The sequence below is a fragment of the Streptococcus suis genome (assembly GCA_022354845.1).
Taxonomy (GTDB): Bacteria; Bacillota; Bacilli; order Lactobacillales; family Streptococcaceae; genus Streptococcus; species Streptococcus suis_AA.
In genome coordinates this window covers 1,636,072-1,654,683 of the sequence record CP031970.1, presented here as the reverse complement: position 1 = coordinate 1,654,683, position 18,612 = coordinate 1,636,072, and the positions used below count along the sequence as shown (strand labels likewise).

The window sequence follows — 18,612 nt, the reverse complement described above, 5'->3', positions numbered from 1 at the left end:
GTATTTATTCTTGGCTTTTTCCAATTCTTTGTCAAAGTTAATTGTTGCCCCATCTTTGAGAATGCTAGTTTCTATACTCAATCCTTCTTTACTAACTTCTGTAATACTGATATTTAGTGGAGAATTCATTGGATACGCCTCCCATTTTGTTAAATATAGTTTTTCTGATAAGGACAAATAATACAAGTGACTAACTTTTTTGACTAACTTTTTAGAAAGATATCTATCCATCTCAGTTTGTGAAATCTGGCTATTTTACAAATATTAATTACAGACGTTTTTTATCTAGTTACCCAATGTATTATTCGAAGTGCTAGGTATAAGCAAGTTTATACTTTATTGACACAAAGGCTCATTTAGCCCTCCCTTTTTATCTTCATACTCATGGAAAGCTACCTTCTTAAATGGTTCTGTCAGTAAGGAGTTGTTCATGCAACACTTTCACCATTTCTATCAATATTCCACTTAACATTTTCGCTTGTTTTTGATATACTTTAGAAAACAGGTGTTTTCAAGGGGTGATACCATGGAACTAAAAGATATTATGCATATTTTGGAAGATATGAAGGTTGGGGTTTTTGCTACTATGGATGAGTATGGAAATCCACATGCTCGTCATGCTCATATCACTGCAGCAAACGAAGAAGGGATTTTCTTTATGACAAGCCCAGAAACGCATTTCTATGATCAATTGATGGGGGATCAAAGAGTTGCGATGACGGCTATTTCTGAGGAAGGGTACCTTATCCAGGTAGTGCGTGTAGAAGGGACTGCCAGACCTGTGGAGAACGACTATCTAAAGACAGTTTTTGCGGATAATCCTTATTATCAACATATCTATAAAGATGAGTCTAGTGATACAATGCAAGTATTTCAGATTTATGCTGGTCATGGCTTCTATCATAGCTTGACTCAAGGTCATAAGTATATCTTTTCTATTGGTCAAGGTGAGCATTCAGAGGTTCGTGCACTTTGAAAACTAGATGAAAACATTTGATAAGACAAGTATATTTCAAATAATTATGATACAATACTTTTTATAAATGTTTTAGGAGTGTTTGGATAAATGAGAGAAGATATTCAAGTCAATGAGCGAGCCCTTGTTTTGTCAGATCAATTGGTGGAGGTGTTGGAATCCATTTACGATCCCGAGATTGAGTTAGATATATACAATTTAGGACTTGTCTATGAAATTCATCTAGATGAAACCGGGTTTTGTAAAGTAGTGATGACCTTTACTGATGCAGGTTGCTCATGTGCAGATACGATGCCTGGAGAGTTAGTAGCAGCTTTAAAGACTATTGATGGAATAGAAGATGCTCAAGTCGAGATTGTTTGGTCTCCCGCTTGGAAAATGACAAGAATTAGTCGCTTAGGTCGAATTACTCTGGGGATAAGTCCAAAATAAAAGAGTTGCAGTTTTATTTTACTGCAGCTCTTTTTTAAATGTGTCATCGTATTGTCTGTCTAATTCTTCCATCGTTTCATAAATGGGCTTGGGAATCATAAGGACTTGAGGATCCAGATCGACCATGCCATAGCTTGGATCAATGCATTCTTCTCAGTATTCTAAATGTCTTTTGTCGATGTATGATTCCGAATCTGTGACTTCGATCCCTCCTTCGGCTTGAAAAGAATACCAGTAGAGGTATTCACATCCATCTAGTATTTCACGGAAAATTGTTTCGACATACATTTTTTCATTTTCGAGTCTCAATAATGTGTCTTTCATGTGATTGTTGAGAAAGGCCATCCATTCGTCTACTTTTGCAGTCTTACCCTCTTTTACACGAAAACGAGATAATTCAACATTTAATTTCAACTTCGTTTTCACCTTATAAAAGCCCAGTCGGTTAGACAAGGCTTTGTGATATGATTTATTGTTTACCAGTACGTTCAGGTCTCCAGAAGTCTGTAACAGCTCCTTTAGAGGCTGATGACACTGTATGGGCATATTTCCCGAGCACGCCACGAGAGTAGAGTGGTGGAATCACTGTTGTTTGCTTGCGTTCTTCAATTTCTTGATCAGATACATGCATGGTGATTTCTTTGGTATCCTGATCAACTGTTACCAAATCGCCAGTGCGGAGGAAGGCGATTGGGCCACCATCCTGAGCTTCAGGAGCGATATGACCAACAACCAGTCCATAGGTGCCGCCAGAGAAACGACCGTCTGTTAGTAGGGCTACCTTGTCACCTTGGCCTTTTCCGACAATCATAGAAGAAAGGGACAGCATTTCAGGCATACCAGGTCCACCTTTTGGACCAACAAAACGGACAACGACCACATCTCCGTCGACAATTTCATCGGTCAATACAGCCTCAATTGCTTCTTCTTCGGAATTAAAGACTTTCGCAGGTCCAGTATGATTACGTACTTTTACACCAGAAACTTTAGCGACAGCACCTTCAGGAGCTAGGTTTCCTTTGAGGATAATCAGTGGTCCATCAGCACGTTTTGGATTTTCAAGCGGCATGATGACATCTTGACCGGGTATCAAATCGGTAAAATTTTCCAAGTTTTCAGCCACTGTTTTACCAGTACATGTGATGCGGTCACCATGAAGGAAACCGTTCTTCAACAAGTATTTCATAACGGCAGGTACACCACCAACGTTATATAAATCTTGGAAGACATATTTTCCAGATGGTTTTAAGTCTGCCAAATGAGGTACTCGTTCTTGGAAATCGTTGAAATCTTCAAGAGTTAGATCGACATTTGCGGCATGAGCAATAGCAAGGAGATGGAGGGTGGCGTTAGTTGAGCCCCCTAGAGCCATCGTAACAGTTATCGCATCTTCAAAAGCTTCACGTGTCAGAATGTCAGATGGTTTGAGTCCGAGTTCTAACATACGAACAACTGCACGACCAGCTTCTTCGATGTCAGCCTTTTTCTCAGGAGATTCCGCTGGATGAGATGAGGAACCCGGGATAGACATACCTAAAACTTCGATGGCTGTTGCCATTGTATTAGCAGTGTACATACCGCCACAACCACCAGGTCCAGGACATGCATTGCATTCAATTTCGCGGACTTCCTCCGCGGTTAGATCTCCGTGGTTCCACTTACCAATTCCCTCAAAAACTGAAACGAGATCAATATCTTTGCCATTTAATTTTCCTGGAGCAATGGTTCCACCATAGGCGAATATTGCAGGAATATCCATATTGGCAATTGCAATCATAGAGCCAGGCATATTCTTATCGCATCCACCGATTGCTACAAAGGCATCTACGTTATGTCCACCCATTGCAGCTTCAATAGAGTCAGCAATGATATCACGTGACGTGAGTGAGTAGCGCATGCCGGGTGTTCCCATAGCAATCCCGTCAGCAACGGTAATGGTTCCATATTGGACAGGCCAAGCGCCAGCATCTTTTACACCTTTTTTAGCTAATTTTCCAAAGTCATGTAGATGGATATTACAGGGTGTATTTTCAGCCCAACTAGAAATAACCCCTATGATAGGTTTTTCAAAACTATCATCAGTCATTCCAGTTGCACGAAGCATAGCTCGGTTAGGTGATTTGACCATCGAATCGTAGACAGAACTACGGTGACGGAGATTTTTTAGTGTGTCTTTTTCGGTCATTTCTCTTCTCCCTATCTTATTTTACCCATTATATCACAGAAATAGCGGAATCGATAAGAGAATGGATAAAGAAATGTAAATTTCTGAATATTCTGTAAAAATAACCCTCGATGAAATACAAAAAAGACAGATGGTTTATACCAAATGTCTTAAAAGTCGGTGTGTCAGTTAAGCTGTCGATTTTTGACGAGTTCTTCTTGTGTCACTGATGAATAGTGTGATGAGTGAAAGTGCCAGGAAACCAGCACCAACATACCAGTAAGGTTGATCTAAGGTGGTTGAGCGACCGGATAGATTTATGATACCTCGGAGGAGACATCCGGCTGTAATGGTAGCAATGCCTGAGTTCCACAAGTTATAAGTTATTCGTGATAAGTTGGGCTTGACTTGCAGAAGGCCCAATAGCAGAATGCCTCCCACTAAAGTTGCGCAGAACATATAGTGCATAAAGACTGAAACTTCTCCATAACTTAGGCTTTCGTAAATACGACTGAAGATGAATAGGAAGGCTGTCATAGCTAAGTAGGAGATAAATGTTCTTGAGAATTTCGTTGTTGAATTAGTAACCGATGTAGACAATATCGCTCACCGCCCTTTCTGAATTAGTGTTTCCGTTTGTAGTTGGATTGTTAATAACTTGACCATTGAAGTAAAGAGTTGATGAGCCGCCACCATCAAGGTTATAGGCAGTAGTTGCGCCATACTCTTTCATAATTTCAGCCATTTGATAAAGTGACAATCCTTCGCTTTCGGTAGTTCGTCCATCTGCAACAACGATGATATAGTGATTTTCGTCAATGATTCCAATAGCAGTACGCGGGTTGGAGGCCATTGCTCGTCCGACCTCAGTTGATGTATCTACAACTATTTCACCATCTTCAACCAACGAAGGGCCAAAAGCTAGTAGGTTGACAACACCCTTGTCAATCAATTCTTGTGCAGTAACCTCGTCCTCGTAGACGATTTCAAATGAGCCGTCTGCATAGATTGCAAGGTCTCCATAAGAGGCATTGTCGCGGACTGCATCGCGGTAAAGGATACCATTTTTGATAACGTAACCTGTTGAATTTGCCCCGTAATAATCCCCGTTAATCGCCAAAATGGCATTGTTTGCTGCGGCTGTTTCAGAGGTTTTAGCCGTTATGTTGGTTCCATATGTATTTTGAGCAAGAGCTGTTTTCAAATATTCAGCAGAACTAACTTGAATATCTGCGACGTAAACGGTTGTGTTATTTGTAGTGATTGTCTCTAGATTAATCTGGATATTGTCATCTGAGTAGCTCGTATCGGTTGTAGATACATTGGTTGCAATTGTTGCAGCAGTAGATGATGATACGGTGGTAGTATTTTGACTACTCGTAGTAGTATTGCTTGCTGAGGCAGTTGAGATGGCTTCGGAAATCACAAAGGTTTTTAACATGGAATAAGTAAATCCTCCTGTTAAGAGCATTCCGAAGATTGTGGCGTAGGCAAAGGGCTTTTTAAGCAATTTCATGTGATAATGATTTCCTTTCTTTAAAAATAATATTCTTTTGAATAAACCAAGATACTAGAAATAGAAGGAGTCCAACTGCTAATTTAACCAGATAAAAATTTAGACCTAACAGTTGATTGAATAAGTAAAGGAGAGTAGTATCGCATAAGAAGAGAATGAATGCGAGTGTGAAATAGCCTACTCCCGTTCTTGTAACACTGTCCTTATTATGAAAAACCAATTTTTTATTCAAAGTAAAGTTACAAATGGCGCTACAAATTCGAGCGATGGTATTAGCTAAAAGTAACCGTAGGGCGGTCGGAAAAGTTGTAAAAACCAGTAAGGCTAAGGCATATACACCATAGTCAACTAGAAATCCCCCAAAGGATGCGAGGGCGAATTTAAATAAGTTTTTATAAATTAATAAACCATCTTTGATTGGTCGAAAGTGTGAGCTAGCATTATCATCAATGTAAATTGTTTGGATAGGAACTTCTGTAATCTGATAACGCTGACTCGCTTGCGTAAGCATGTTCATTTCATATTCATATCGATCACCTTCTATTTCTAACATAAAAGGAATTAGGTCGGAATGAAAACCACGTAAACCAGTTTGTGTATCGCTAACGGTAACACCGGTTTGGAGTTTGAATAAGACCCGGGTCAGCTTGTTTCCAAAGCGACTGCGCAAGGGAATATCATTTGTAAATTGGCGAACACCTAGTATTAATCGGCTTGGGAGATTCATTGCAGCGCGTTCAACTCGATCAATATCATTAATGGCATGCTGCCCATCAGCGTCCGCAGTGACAACCACTCCTGGTTTGTTTAATTCATAAATGTATTGGAAGGCAGTACGCAATGCCTGGCCTTTTCCTTTATTGACCTCATGATGGAGGACTGTTGCGTATTGTCTAGCTGCTTCTAGGATTTCTACAGATTCACCGCTACTCCCATCATCGACAACGATCACTTGACAATTTAGCCTGTTTTTTATCCCTTTTAGTAATTGGATTAATTTTTCATCTGGCTGATAAGCCGGTATCGTAACGTAATACATATCCATAAACCTCATTTATTTTCTTGATGGTTATACTATACGGGAGTTTTCTAAAACCAAGCTGAAAGCAAGCTAGTACTGGGTTTTGCTTAAGTTTTCCTTAAGAAAATATTAGGGAATCGTTAAGAATTCAGGCAAAAAGGTAGAACAAATGTAGGAATTTTCAGAATATTCCTTGACATTCTAACACTGTGTGTTATTATATTAGATACCACGTTTGTAGGGAGGAGGAATATTTGTGCAAGAAATTCAATTGAATCAACCGTGTTCGGGATCATTTCTAATCTTAGATACCTTGCATCAACTTGGAGTGGACCTTGTTTTTGGTTATCCAGGTGGAGCAGTATTGCCACTGTATGATGCTATACATCAGTATGATGGCATTCAGCATATTTTGGCTCGTCATGAGCAAGGTGCCGTTCACGAAGCAGAAGGCTACGCTAAATCATCAGGAAAGGTGGGCGTAGCGATTGTCACTTCAGGACCGGGGGCTACAAACGCCATTACAGGGATTGCTGATGCCATGGGCGATAGTGTGCCACTGTTGGTATTTAGTGGACAAGTAGCAACAAGAGGGATTGGTAAAGATGCCTTTCAGGAAGCGGATGTATTAGGTATGACCATGCCGATTACCAAGTATAATTATCAGATCCGTGACACGGCAGATATTCCTCGAGTGATTACAGAAGCGCTACATATTGCGACTACAGGTCGTCCTGGACCAGTTGTGATTGATGTTCCGAAAGATATTCAAGAGAAGATCGTAGAATCTTACCATGATCCTGCTCTGCATTTACCAAGTTACCAACCGACAGTTGAACCAAATGGTTTGCAGGTTAAGAAAATTTTGAAACAGCTTAGCCAAGCTCAGAAACCAGTTATATTGGCTGGTGGTGGTGTCAACTATGCAGATGCCAATAAAGAATTAGTTGCCTTTGCAGAACGTTACCGTATTCCAGTTGTTTCAACCCTTCTAGGGTTGGGGGCGATGCCAATTGAGCACGAACTGTCTTTAGCCATGGGTGGTATGCACGGTTCTTACGCTGCCAATATGGCTATGGATCAGGCTGATTACATTATCAATATTGGAGCGCGATTCGATGACCGCCTAACAGGCAATCCAACAACCTATGCGCCAAATGCGACGGTAGCACATATTGATATTGATCCCGCTGAAATTGGTAAAGTTGTCAAAACCGCTATTCCAGTAGTGGGCGATGCTAAGGCAACCTTGAAAGCTCTGCTTGCTTTAGAAACAGTTGAAACAGGCTATGCTGATTGGACGGCACAAGTATTGGAAAACAAACGTCGGGCGCCATTTTGGTATGATGAAGATGAAAAGGTTATTAAGCCACAGGCGGCAATTGAATTAATTGGTCAGTTGACGCAAGGGGATGCCATTGTCGTGACAGACGTTGGTCAGCATCAAATGTGGGCTGCCCAATTTTATCCTTACAAACATGCTCGACAGCTGATAACATCAGGTGGTATGGGTACCATGGGATTTGGTATTCCGGCAGCTATCGGTGCCAAATTAGCTAATCCAGATAAAGAAGTAATTGTCTTTGTTGGTGATGGAGGATTCCAAATGACCAACCAAGAATTGGCTATTTTGAATGGCTATGGCGTAACGATAAAGGTTGTATTGATCAATAACCATTCTCTTGGAATGGTTCGGCAATGGCAGGAATCATTCTATGAAAAACGCCGCAGTCAATCAGTCTTTGATGATGAACCAAATTTCCAATTGTTGGCAGAAGCTTATGGCATCAGTCATTATAGTTTTGACAATCCAGCGACACTGAGCGAAGATATGAAAGTTATTCTAGAAGATAAGCCAATGTTGATTGAAATACATATTTCCAATCAGGAGCATGTTCAACCGATGGTGCCAGCTGGTAAGGGTAATGCGGAAATGTTGGGGGTGAAGTTCAATGCGTAGAATGTTAACAGCTAAATTGCGAAATTCATCTGGTGTTCTTAACCGCTTTACAGGTGTTCTCTCTCGCCGTCAAATCAATATTGAGTCCATATCTGTTGGACCGACAGAGGTAAAAGATGTCTCCCGAGTGACGGTGATAGTGGATGTTGAAAATCTTGACGAAGTCGAACAAATTATTAAGCAATTGAATCGTTTAATTGATGTAGTCCGTGTCCGCGACTTGACCGAAATACCTCACCTAGAGCGCGAAGTGATACTTGTTAAGATTTCAGCTCCACCTACAAAACGAGCAGAAATTTTAGCAATTATTCAGCCTTTTAGAGCAAATGTTGTAGATGTAGCACCGCATTCTATTACCATCCAAATGACTGGTGATGGAGATAAGATAGAAGCACTCTTACGGGTGATTCAACCCTATGGAATCAAGAATATTGCACGGACCGGGGCAACTGGTTTCAGCAGAGACTGATGCTCACCGATAATAAACACTATACTTCGTTGACTTGGCTTGATGAACATTCGTTCTATCTTCTCCTTCGTCGCCTAATCTAGCGTTTATTTTCTTTGAGCATCCAAAACTTCAAATAAAATATAGAAAAGAGTAAGAATTATGACAGTAGAAATGCAATATGAAAAAGATGTAACAGTAGCAGCACTTGATGGCAAACGTATCGCGGTTATCGGTTATGGTTCGCAAGGTCATGCACATGCACAAAACTTGCGTGATACAGGCCATGATGTCATCATCGGTGTTCGTGCAGGTAAGTCATTTGACAAAGCAAAAGAAGATGGTTTTGAAACATTTGAAGTTGCAGAAGCAACAAAACAAGCTGATGTCATTATGATTTTGGCTCCAGACGAAATTCAAGCAGATTTGTATGCGAACGAAGTTGCTCCAAACTTGGAAGCTGGAAATGCGCTAGGTTTTGCTCATGGTTTTAATATTCATTTTGAATTTATCAAAGTACCTGCTGATGTCGACGTCTTTATGTGTGCACCGAAAGGTCCAGGTCACTTAGTTCGTCGTACATTTGAGGAAGGCTTTGGTGTGCCAGCGCTTTATGCAGTGTATCAAGATGCTACTGGAAACGCGAAACATATTGCGATGGACTGGGCAAAAGGAGTTGGTTCAGCACGTGTAGGTCTTTTGGAAACGACTTTCAAGGAAGAAACCGAAGAAGACTTGTTTGGTGAACAAGCTGTTCTCTGCGGTGGTTTAACTGCTTTGATGGAAGCAGGGTTTGAAGTATTGACAGAAGCTGGCTATGCACCAGAATTAGCTTACTTTGAAGTATTGCATGAAATGAAACTGATTGTTGACCTTGTTTATGAAGGTGGTTTCAAGAAAATGCGTCAATCTATTTCAAACACTGCTGAGTTTGGTGACTATGTATCAGGTCCGCGAGTGATTACTGATCAAGTGAAAGAAAACATGAAAGCTGTTCTTGCGGATATCCAGTCAGGTAAATTCGCAAATGACTTTGTAAACGACTATAAAGCAGGTCGCCCACGTATGGAAGCATATCGTAAAGAAGCAGAAAATCTTGAAATTGAAAAAGTTGGTGCAGAACTCCGCAAAGCAATGCCATTTGTCGGACGCAACGACGACGACGCCTTCAAGATTTATAACTAGAATAGCCTACGGATAGGCTATTCTAGCCCTCGCCCAGAAACTGAAAAGCGAGGAATAGCCTACGGATAGGCTATTCTAGCCCTCGCCTGAAAACGAGAGAGCGAGGAAGTCCAGTGGACTGTTTTAGCCCTCGCCCAGAAACTGAAAAGCGAGGAAGTCCAGTGGACTGTTTTAGCCCTCACCCAGAAATTGAAAAGCGAGGCAAGGGAAGGATATTATTTCAACCCTCGCCTGAAAATGAAAGAGCGAGGAAACCTATGGCTATGCAAAAGAGAGACTTGCCTATCGTCTAGCCCTATATCTCCCCTCTGACAGTTTCTCAAACTGTCAGATTCCAATCCTCTGTTTAATTGATAGAACTACAAGAGCTGGCTTGCCTGGCTCTTTTAGTCATTGTTGGAAAGTTGTTTAGAAAATTAAAAGAATGTTTTCAGTATATTTCCGAGACTTAACTCAACATTGTAATGAAAATAAATAAATGAAAAGTAGTTTGTATAGTTGAATGAATTAGTTTCCAGACAAGGAACTGAGGTGCAGGCAATACTAGATTAGGGCAAGCCGAAAGTGACGGTGTATCAAAGCTAATTCAAGTAACTAGGTCATTTATTGGATGCAATGTCATCCTCTCTATGGCGGTTCATTGATTTGGAAATTTATTTTTGAAGTGAATAAAAAACTGGTATAATAAAAATAGAATATTTAAGTATAAATACTATATTTATTTTTGTATTATTGGTACAATAGATATAAATAGAAAGAAAAAAGTGCATTATGATTTCAGCAAGAGATATTAAGCAAGCGTATTCAGTTCTGAAAGACGTTGTCGTCCGGACTCCATTGGATTTTAACCGCTATTTATCTGAAAGATATGGAGCAAGCATCTATATCAAGAGAGAAAATGAACAGCGGGTTCGCTCGTTTAAAATTCGCGGTGCTTATTATGCCATTTCACAATTGACAGATGCAGACAAAGCGAATGGAGTTGTTTGCGCATCTGCTGGTAACCATGCCCAAGGGGTAGCGTATACCTGTAAAGAAATGCAGATTCCAGCAACAATTTTTATGCCAATAACGACACCTCAACAAAAAATTGGACAAGTTAAGTTTTTTGGTGGAGAGTTTGTCGAGATTCGTTTGGTTGGGGATACCTTTGATGAGTCGGCTACAGCGGCGATGAAGTATACTAAGGAAACGGGAAAAACATTTATTGACCCCTTTGATGATCCAAATGTACAAGCAGGCCAAGGTACTGTTGCTTATGAAATTCTTGAGGAAGCTGAAGATCAGTCTGTGAGTTTTGATCAGCTACTTGTCCCAGTTGGTGGAGGAGGTCTAATTGCTGGGGTCTCTGCCTATCTGAAAGACCAAGCACCTGAGATTAAAATTGTTGGTGTAGAGGCGAGTGGTGCAAGGTCAATGAAGGCTGCTTTTGATAAAGGTCGCCCTGTTAAGTTGGAGCATATTGATAAATTCGCAGATGGTATTGCAGTTCAAAAAGTTGGAAAAACAACTTATGAGGTGGCTCGCAAAAATGTTGATCAACTGATTGCCGTTGACGAGGGTCGGATTTCGGAAACCATTTTGGATCTATATTCAAAATTGGGAATTGTTGCGGAACCTGCTGGCGCAGCAACCATTGCGGCACTTGAAGTTATCAAGGATCAAATAAAGGGTCAAACGATTTGCTGTATCATTTCTGGAGGAAATAATGATATTAACCGTATGCCAGAAATGGAAGAGCGTGCTCTAATTTATGAGGGGATTAAACATTATTTTGTGGTCAATTTTCCTCAAAGACCGGGAGCTCTTCGTGAATTTGTTAACCACATTTTAGGTCCGAATGATGATATTACACGGTTTGAATACATAAAACGTGCGAATAAAGGAACGGGTCCGGTTTTAATTGGGATTGCATTGGGTGATAAGAGGGATTACGCTGAGTTTATTGCACGACTAGAACAATTTGATCCTCAATATATCAATTTGCATGAGAATGATTCGCTTTATAAAATGCTAGTTTAGGAGGCTACTATGTCTACTGGTTTAATTATTTTTATTGTTGTGGTGCTGTTTGTATTATTTATCGCTTTGATTTTGATCTTTTCAGGTTTGTATGTGGTTAAGCAACAGACTGTCGCTATCATTGAACGATTCGGTAAGTATCAAAAAACATCAACATCTGGGATTAACTTTAAAATTCCATTTGGTGTAGATGTGATTGCGGCCCGAATTCAGTTACGGATGCTACAAAGTGAAATTATTGTTGAAACAAAAACACAGGACAATGTTTTTGTGACAATGAATGTAGCAACTCAGTACCGAGTTAATGAGAATAATGTGACGGATGCTTACTATAAACTCATGCATCCAGAGGCACAAATTAAATCGTATATTGAAGATGCCTTACGCTCATCAGTTCCTAAATTGACTTTGGATGAATTGTTTGAAAAGAAAGATGAAATTGCCCTAGAAGTTCAAAGGCAAGTAGCTGAAGAGATGTCAACCTATGGTTATGTTATTGTAAAAACCTTGATTACAAAGGTTGAACCGGATGCAGAAGTGAAACAATCAATGAATGAAATCAACGCAGCTCAGCGCAAACGGGTTGCAGCTCAGGAATTGGCGGAAGCAGATAAAATTAAAATTGTTACTGCTGCAGAGGCAGAAGCTGAAAAAGATCGCCTACATGGTGTGGGGATTGCTCATCAACGTAAAGCCATAGTGGATGGATTAGCAGATTCGATTCGTGAATTGAAGGAATCCAATGTCAGTTTGACGGAAGAACAAATCATGTCGATTCTGTTGACTAACCAATATTTGGACACTTTAAATAATTTTGCACAAGGGGGTAATAATACAATTTTCCTTCCTGGGAATCCAGAAGGAGTTGAGGACATTCGGACTCAGATACTATCCGCTCTGAAAGTGAAGTAATTTTTGGCAAAAGCCGAATATTTTGCTTGACAAAATGTGCAAGGCTGTATTATACTAAGTTGCACGAATAAAATGGAAAGGGGTTTCTCATGACAAGTTACGAAAAAGTTGCTGCAGTTGTTAACTGGGTACGTGAAAAGAAAATCACTGGCTACCGTATTAGTAAAGAAACTAATGCTCGTGAAATGTCAGTCATCGCTCTTGCACAAGGCCGTGCTAAGATTGATAACATCTCATTTGCAACTGCATTGGGTTTGATTGACTTTTACGATAAAAACCACAAAAAATTTGAAAACTAATCTATGTAGTTTTAAAAAAGAGGTTCCGATGAGGAGCCTCTTTTTTTCCATAAAAAAGATACCAGAGTGACCTGGTATCGTGAATGTGTTCCTATTCAAAAATCTCAATTATCCTAAGAAACGTTTGAGGAATTCTTTGGTACGCTCTTCTTGTGGATTCTCAAAAATTTGTTTTGGACTACCTTCTTCAGCAATAATCCCTTTATCCATGAAAATGACACGATCGGAAACCTCACGCGCAAATTCCATTTCATGAGTTACGATAATCATGGTTAGACCAGATTTTGCTAGGTCTTTCATCGTTTTGAGAACTTCACCAACCATTTCAGGATCGAGAGCAGAGGTTGGTTCGTCAAATAGAATCAATTCGGGATCAATAGAAAGAGCACGAGCAATAGCAACACGCTGTTTTTGACCGCCAGACAATTGACTTGGCTTAGCTGTCCAGTACTGCTCAGTCATCCCTACCTTGTTAAGGTTTTCCTTAGCAAGGCGTTCAGCTTCTGACCGTTCACGTTTTAGGACGGTTGTTTGAGCTACAATCGCATTTTCTAAGACATTCAAATTGTTGAAGAGGTTAAAGGATTGAAACACCATACCAAGTTTTTCTCGGTAATAAGGTAGGTTATAACCCTTTGCCAAAACATCTTGTCCGTGGTAAAGGATTTGTCCATCAGTTGGTGTTTCTAAGAGATTGATAGAACGTAAGAAAGTAGACTTTCCAGAACCAGAAGAGCCGATGATAGAGATAACTTCGCCCTTTTCAACTGTAATAGAAATATCTTTAAGTACTTGATTTTGTCCGTATGACTTTTTAAGATTTTTAATTTCCAAGATAGTATTATTAGTCATTGAGGACCCCCGTATGCATTTGATTTGCGCCTGTTGTATACTTATCCATGTCAAAGCTTTTTTCAAATATGCGTAGAATACGTGTTACAGTAAAGGTTAGAATAAAGTAGATAATAGCAATAACAGTAAATGTTTGGAAATATTGATAGGTTTGGGTTGCAACCGTGTTTCCAGAGAAGTATAATTCTACCACAGAGATTACATTTAAAACAGAAGTATCTTTGATATTGATAACGAACTCATTACCAGTAGCCGGTAAAATGTTACGAACAACTTGAGGGAGTACGATTTTACGCATGGTTTGATTATGGGTAAATCCAAGAGCTGTTGCCGCTTCAAATTGCCCCTTATCAACAGCAAAGATACCACCACGTACAATTTCACTCATGTAAGCACCGGTATTGATAGAAACGATAAAGATAGCCGCTAAGGTACGGTCAAGGTTGAGACCAAAAGCCTGGGCAGTACCATAGTAGATAACCATTGATTGTACAATCATTGGGGTGCCGCGGAACACTTCAATATATACATTGATAATCCAACCTAAGAGTTTCTGTCCGATTGCTAAAACTTTATTAGCTACTTTTGGTGCGGTACGGAATACACCGATGAGAAGACCAATAATTGTACCTATAATTGTACCAAGTATTGAGATTAGTAGGGTCATTCCTGTTCCGCGTAATAACTGTTGCCAGTTGTTAACAATAATTTTCCAAACTTGAGAAAAGAAATTTGGATTTTCAGCTGACGCTTCTTCAACAGGTTGGTTTTCAATCATGTTATCCATGAGTGCGATTTGATTTGCTTCAGAAAAAGCTGCTAACACTTCATTTACTTGTGTGATACGAGTATCATCTTTTCTCATACCAACTGCAATCGTAACGTCTTCGGCATTTGTTTCAAAGCCATCTGTCAATTCAACCATTTTGAAAGCTTTGTTAGCAGCCTCAGCGGTACGTCCTTCTGGTCGCTCAGAAACATAGGCATCAATCACACCAGCTTCAAGTGCTTGGCGAATTTGGGAGAAATCGCCCATCGCAGTTTGTTTATCAGCCCCTTCAATTTGATCAATCAAATCATAAAGATAGACACCCTGCTGAGCTGTAATTTTGGCACCAGCAAAATCTGATAAGCTAGTTGCATCTGCATATTGACTATCTGAACGGACAACAAGGGTTGGTATAGAAGTATAATAGCTATCTGAGAAGGCAATTTCTTTTTTTCGCTCTTCAGTTGGACTCATACCAGCGATAATCATGTCAATTTTTCCAGATGTTAAGGCAGGAACCAAGCCTTCCCATTTGGTTTTGACAACAAGCAATTCTTTATTCATCGATTCAGCAATCTTTTTCGCTACTTGGACATCGTATCCGTTGGCAAATTGATTGGTTCCTTCGATTGGAACTGCACCGTTGCTATCATCTTCCTGTGTCCAGTTAAAAGGAGCATATGCAGCTTCCATTCCGACACGAAGGTATTCATCTGCTTTTACTCCAGTTGTTATCGAAAAAACAGCTAATAAGCTTAGCAGGAGTATACTAATTTTATGTTTCATAAAATCTCCTTAGTAAAATGTATTATACTATTGTATAAAAAATTCTGAAAAATTTCAATATGCTTGTTTTTTTTATTCACTCAAAATGTATGAAAAATTCGTATGAAAATGTTTGAAATTAGCAAATTTGAATACTTATCTGATACTGACTCAGCTGGCTGTGAGAGATAGTTTTTTACAAATTTTTTACTAAGTGCATGATAATTTTTAATTGGGGATATTTATTTATATGGTATAATTTGTGGTATAATAAGTAGAATTTATCTTAAGGAGTTATCATGATAATAGAGATTTTGAAAGCCATCTTTTTGGGTATTATTGAGGGGATAACTGAGTGGTTGCCAGTTTCATCTACTGGCCATTTGATATTAGTGCAAGAATTTATTCAATTAAAACAAAGTGCTGGTTTTATTGAGATGTTTAATATTGTGATCCAATTGGGAGCAATACTAGCGGTTATTACAATTTACTTCCAAAGACTTAATCCATTTCAACCTGGAAAAACGCAGAAAGAAATTCGTTTAACTTGGCAATTGTGGGCAAAGGTAGTACTTGCTTGTATTCCGTCCATTATCATTGCAGTTCCCTTAGATAATTGGTTTGAAGCGCATTTCAATTTTATGGTGCCGATTGCGATTGCTCTGATTGTTTATGGTATTGCCTTTATTTGGATTGAGAAACGTAACAAAGATGTTGAGCCACAAGTGACGAATTTGGCAAAAATGTCCTATAAAACAGCTTTACTGATTGGATGTTTTCAAGTCTTAAGTATTGTACCGGGTACAAGTAGGTCTGGTGCAACTATTCTGGGCGCAATTATTCTTGGGACAAGTCGTTCTGTTGCCGCGGACTTTACTTTCTTTTTGGGAATTCCAACGATGTTTGGCTACAGTGGATTAAAAGCTGTAAAATACTTTTTAGATGGTAATAGTTTGTCACTTGAACAAGTTGTGATATTATTGGTAGCTAGTGTGACTGCTTACATAGTTTCATTAGTTGTCATTCGAATGTTGACAGATTTCGTGAAAAAACATGATTTTACAGTCTTTGGTTACTACCGGATTGTTTTGGGGGCTATCTTACTGATTTATTCATTTTTCACATTCATTTTATAAGATAATTTAGTTGTTAAATCGGCAAAAAAGTCTAGATTGTAGTTCTAGGCTTTTCTTGTGCCGTTTTTCTATAGTTGAGGCAGAAAGTTTAGAAACTTGCTTTTTTTTTGTTTTTCGAGAGGCATTTTAGTATAATGGGAAGAGATTTGTATGAGAATTAATATTATCTAGGCTAGAAGTATCGTACTAGATGAATGAGGTAGTTATGAAAGTAAAACAAATAAGTGATTCGACTCTAAAAATCACTATCCAATTAGAGGATTTAGAGGAGCGCGGGATGGAAATTGCGGATTTCCTTATCCCTCAAGAAAAGACGGAAGAGTTTTTTTATACAGTATTGGATGAATTGGATTTGCCAATGACTTTCCGAGAAAGTGGAATGCTTAGTTTTAGAGTTACTCCAAAACCGGATAAAGTGGATATTTTTGTCACAAAATCTGAAATGGATCAAAGTTTAAATTTTGATGAATTTACAGATTTATCGGAATTAGGCGATGTATCAAGAATGACTCCAGATGAATTGCTGAAAAGTTTGGAACGTACAGTTCGTGAACGAAGCACGCATGACTCAAAAGCAGTTCGTCAATTAGAAGATGCTGAAAAAGAAGATAGTGATGAATACCAAGAACCGTATATTTACTATATCTTAGAATTTCCTGCTTTGATTGATGCGGTAAATTTTGTTCAAACAGTGGATTATCCAGTTGAAGAATCTGAGCTCTACAAAGTGGAGCAAACCTATTATATGACAGTATTGATTAATGTTGCAGAGCGTTCAAAGCAGTATCCAGAGTATATTCTATCTCGCATGCTTGAATTTACAAACGATACCAAATTGACACGACCATTTCTTCAAGAGCACGGAATCTTGATGTTGGGAAATGGGGCCATTGATGAGTTGAAAAAGGTGCAAACGGTATGATTCCATTTGCGCTTAAGTATGTTATGGTCTTAATAGCGACAATCTTCATGGCTGTTGTGCTTACTCCCTTGGTTCGTTTCTTTGCATTACGAATTGGAGCTGTCGATAACCCGAATGCAAGACGAATCAACAAAGTTCCAATGCCATCTGCTGGTGGTCTAGCAATATTTATTTCTTTTGCAATATCCAGTTTGGTGTTCTTGCCCCTTATTGTTACACGCGTTCACTTTTTCGGAACCTATTTTGAATATGTATTTCCTATCGTGGTTGCGGGTGCTGTGATTATCCTGACGGGATTAATTGATGATGTCAGAGAACTAGCGCCGCTACCTAAACTTTTAGGTATCTTATTTGCTGCTCTTATCATTTGGTTTTTCACAGATTTTCATTTTGATAGTTTTAAAATTCCATTTGGGGGACCGTTACTCGTGTTCCCAACTTGGCTAGCATTTTGTTTAACTGTTTTATGGATTGTTGCGATTACAAATGCAATTAATCTGATAGATGGGCTGGATGGTTTGGTTGCAGGGGTATCCATTATTTCCCTCTTAACGATGGGGATAGTATCCTATTTCTTTTTGTATGATAGTAATATTTTTTTAAGTTTGACGATTTTTGTTTTGGTTGCGGCGATTGCAGGCTTTCTCCCCTATAATTACCATCCGGCTATTATTTATCTGGGAGACACAGGTGCGCTTTTTATTGGATTTATGATTGGCGTCTTCTCCTTGCAGGGATTAAAAAACTCAACAGCGGTTGCGGTTGTAACACCAATTATTATACTTGGAGTTCCAATCACTGATACTGTGGTGGCAATTATTCGTCGAAAATTGTCTGGACAAAAGATTTATGAAGCTGACCGGATGCATTTGCATCACCGATTACTCTCACTAGGGCTGACGCATCGTGGAACTGTGTTAGTCATTTATGCGATTTCATTTATTTTTTCCTTAACGTCCTTGCTTTTGAATATTTCCAGTCAAGCAGGGGGAGTCTTGTTGGTGGTTTCACTTGCCTTGGGCGTGGAAATTTTGTGTGAATTGATTGGAATTTTTGGTGAAAATAGGACACCTGTCCTAAATCTATTGCGTTTTATTGGAAACAGTTCATATCGGCAAGAAATGATTGCAAAGAGAAAAACAAAACGTTCAGATTCGCAGGATACTAAGGAAAAGAATTAATCTTCTGAAGACAAAGAAAGAGCCCTTTGGCTCTTTTTTTGATATAATGTAA

General features: G+C 39.2%; 17 protein-coding genes and 1 pseudogene. 11 read left to right on the top strand and 7 right to left on the bottom strand.

All coding sequences use genetic code 11. The annotated features are described in order from the left end of the window. Positions 1–526 precede the first annotated feature (526 nt). Positions 527–976, top strand: a complete 450-nt coding sequence (locus D2A30_08595) for a pyridoxamine 5'-phosphate oxidase family protein (GenBank protein ULL21627.1) — start codon at positions 527–529, stop codon at positions 974–976. Positions 977–1,066: 90 nt separating this feature from the next. After that, positions 1,067–1,408, top strand: a complete 342-nt coding sequence (locus D2A30_08590) for a DUF59 domain-containing protein (protein ID ULL21626.1) — start codon at positions 1,067–1,069, stop codon at positions 1,406–1,408. A gap of 18 nt (positions 1,409–1,426) precedes the next feature. Here the strand turns inward: D2A30_08590 and D2A30_08585 are convergent. The 5 genes and pseudogenes from D2A30_08585 to D2A30_08565 all read right to left on the bottom strand — a co-directional run bounded on the left by D2A30_08585 (position 1,427) and on the right by D2A30_08565 (position 6,127). Beyond that, a pseudogene (locus D2A30_08585) lies at positions 1,427–1,822 on the bottom strand (hypothetical protein). 55 nt (positions 1,823–1,877) lie between these two features. Continuing rightward, positions 1,878–3,593 (bottom strand): dihydroxy-acid dehydratase, encoded by a 1,716-nt coding sequence (gene ilvD, locus D2A30_08580; GenBank protein ULL21625.1) that lies wholly within the window; start codon positions 3,591–3,593, stop codon positions 1,878–1,880. Positions 3,594–3,761: 168 nt separating this feature from the next. Further along, a complete protein-coding gene (locus D2A30_08575) occupies positions 3,762–4,175 on the bottom strand; it encodes a hypothetical protein (GenBank protein ULL21624.1) in 414 nt (137 codons plus the stop codon). After that, on the bottom strand, positions 4,153–5,088 hold the full coding sequence (locus D2A30_08570; GenBank protein ID ULL21623.1) for a phosphodiester glycosidase family protein: 936 nt from the start codon (positions 5,086–5,088) through the stop codon (positions 4,153–4,155). The genes D2A30_08575 and D2A30_08570 overlap by 23 nt, the downstream gene beginning before the upstream one ends. Continuing rightward, positions 5,075–6,127, bottom strand: a complete 1,053-nt coding sequence (locus D2A30_08565) for a glycosyltransferase (protein ID ULL22023.1) — start codon at positions 6,125–6,127, stop codon at positions 5,075–5,077. The genes D2A30_08570 and D2A30_08565 overlap by 14 nt, the downstream gene beginning before the upstream one ends. Positions 6,128–6,365: 238 nt before the next feature. On the opposite strand from D2A30_08565, the gene D2A30_08560 reads away from it, so the two are divergent. The 6 genes from D2A30_08560 to D2A30_08535 all read left to right on the top strand — a co-directional run bounded on the left by D2A30_08560 (position 6,366) and on the right by D2A30_08535 (position 12,935). After that, positions 6,366–8,069, top strand: coding sequence for an acetolactate synthase large subunit (locus tag D2A30_08560; GenBank protein ULL21622.1), 1,704 nt, complete (start codon positions 6,366–6,368; stop codon positions 8,067–8,069). Then, positions 8,062–8,538 (top strand): acetolactate synthase small subunit, encoded by a 477-nt coding sequence (locus D2A30_08555; GenBank protein ULL21621.1) that lies wholly within the window; start codon positions 8,062–8,064, stop codon positions 8,536–8,538. The genes D2A30_08560 and D2A30_08555 overlap by 8 nt, the downstream gene beginning before the upstream one ends. 141 nt (positions 8,539–8,679) lie before the next feature. Next, positions 8,680–9,702, top strand: coding sequence for a ketol-acid reductoisomerase (locus D2A30_08550; GenBank protein ID ULL21620.1), 1,023 nt, complete (start codon positions 8,680–8,682; stop codon positions 9,700–9,702). A gap of 771 nt (positions 9,703–10,473) precedes the next feature. Beyond that, positions 10,474–11,724, top strand: coding sequence for a threonine dehydratase (locus D2A30_08545; protein ULL21619.1), 1,251 nt, complete (start codon positions 10,474–10,476; stop codon positions 11,722–11,724). 9 nt (positions 11,725–11,733) lie between these two features. Then, positions 11,734–12,636 carry an SPFH domain-containing protein gene (locus D2A30_08540; GenBank protein ID ULL21618.1) on the top strand — a complete coding sequence of 301 codons (903 nt, stop codon included), beginning with the start codon at positions 11,734–11,736 and terminating at the stop codon, positions 12,634–12,636. Positions 12,637–12,725: 89 nt separating this feature from the next. Beyond that, entirely contained in the window at positions 12,726–12,935 is a 210-nt protein-coding gene (locus D2A30_08535; GenBank protein ID ULL21617.1) for a hypothetical protein, read from the top strand. 108 nt (positions 12,936–13,043) lie between these two features. Here the strand turns inward: D2A30_08535 and D2A30_08530 are convergent, their stop codons facing one another. After that, positions 13,044–13,787, bottom strand: coding sequence for an amino acid ABC transporter ATP-binding protein (locus D2A30_08530; protein ID ULL21616.1), 744 nt, complete (start codon positions 13,785–13,787; stop codon positions 13,044–13,046). Further along, entirely contained in the window at positions 13,780–15,342 is a 1,563-nt protein-coding gene (locus D2A30_08525) for an ABC transporter permease subunit (protein ID ULL21615.1), read from the bottom strand. Before D2A30_08525 ends, D2A30_08530 begins: the two co-directional genes overlap by 8 nt. Positions 15,343–15,620: 278 nt before the next feature. Here D2A30_08525 and D2A30_08520 point away from each other — a divergent pair, with 278 nt between their 5' ends. From D2A30_08520 to D2A30_08510, 3 genes are all read left to right on the top strand, one after another. Further along, complete coding sequence (locus D2A30_08520; GenBank protein ULL21614.1) at positions 15,621–16,457, top strand: undecaprenyl-diphosphate phosphatase; 837 nt, start codon at positions 15,621–15,623, stop codon at positions 16,455–16,457. A 205-nt stretch (positions 16,458–16,662) separates the two neighbouring features. Next, the gene (gene mecA / locus D2A30_08515) at positions 16,663–17,379 is read left to right on the top strand and encodes an adaptor protein MecA (GenBank protein ID ULL21613.1); all 717 of its coding nucleotides are present in this window, start codon (positions 16,663–16,665) and stop codon (positions 17,377–17,379) included. After that, the gene (locus D2A30_08510; protein ULL21612.1) at positions 17,376–18,560 is read left to right on the top strand and encodes an undecaprenyl/decaprenyl-phosphate alpha-N-acetylglucosaminyl 1-phosphate transferase; all 1,185 of its coding nucleotides are present in this window, start codon (positions 17,376–17,378) and stop codon (positions 18,558–18,560) included. The genes mecA and D2A30_08510 overlap by 4 nt, the downstream gene beginning before the upstream one ends. Positions 18,561–18,612 lie beyond the last annotated feature (52 nt).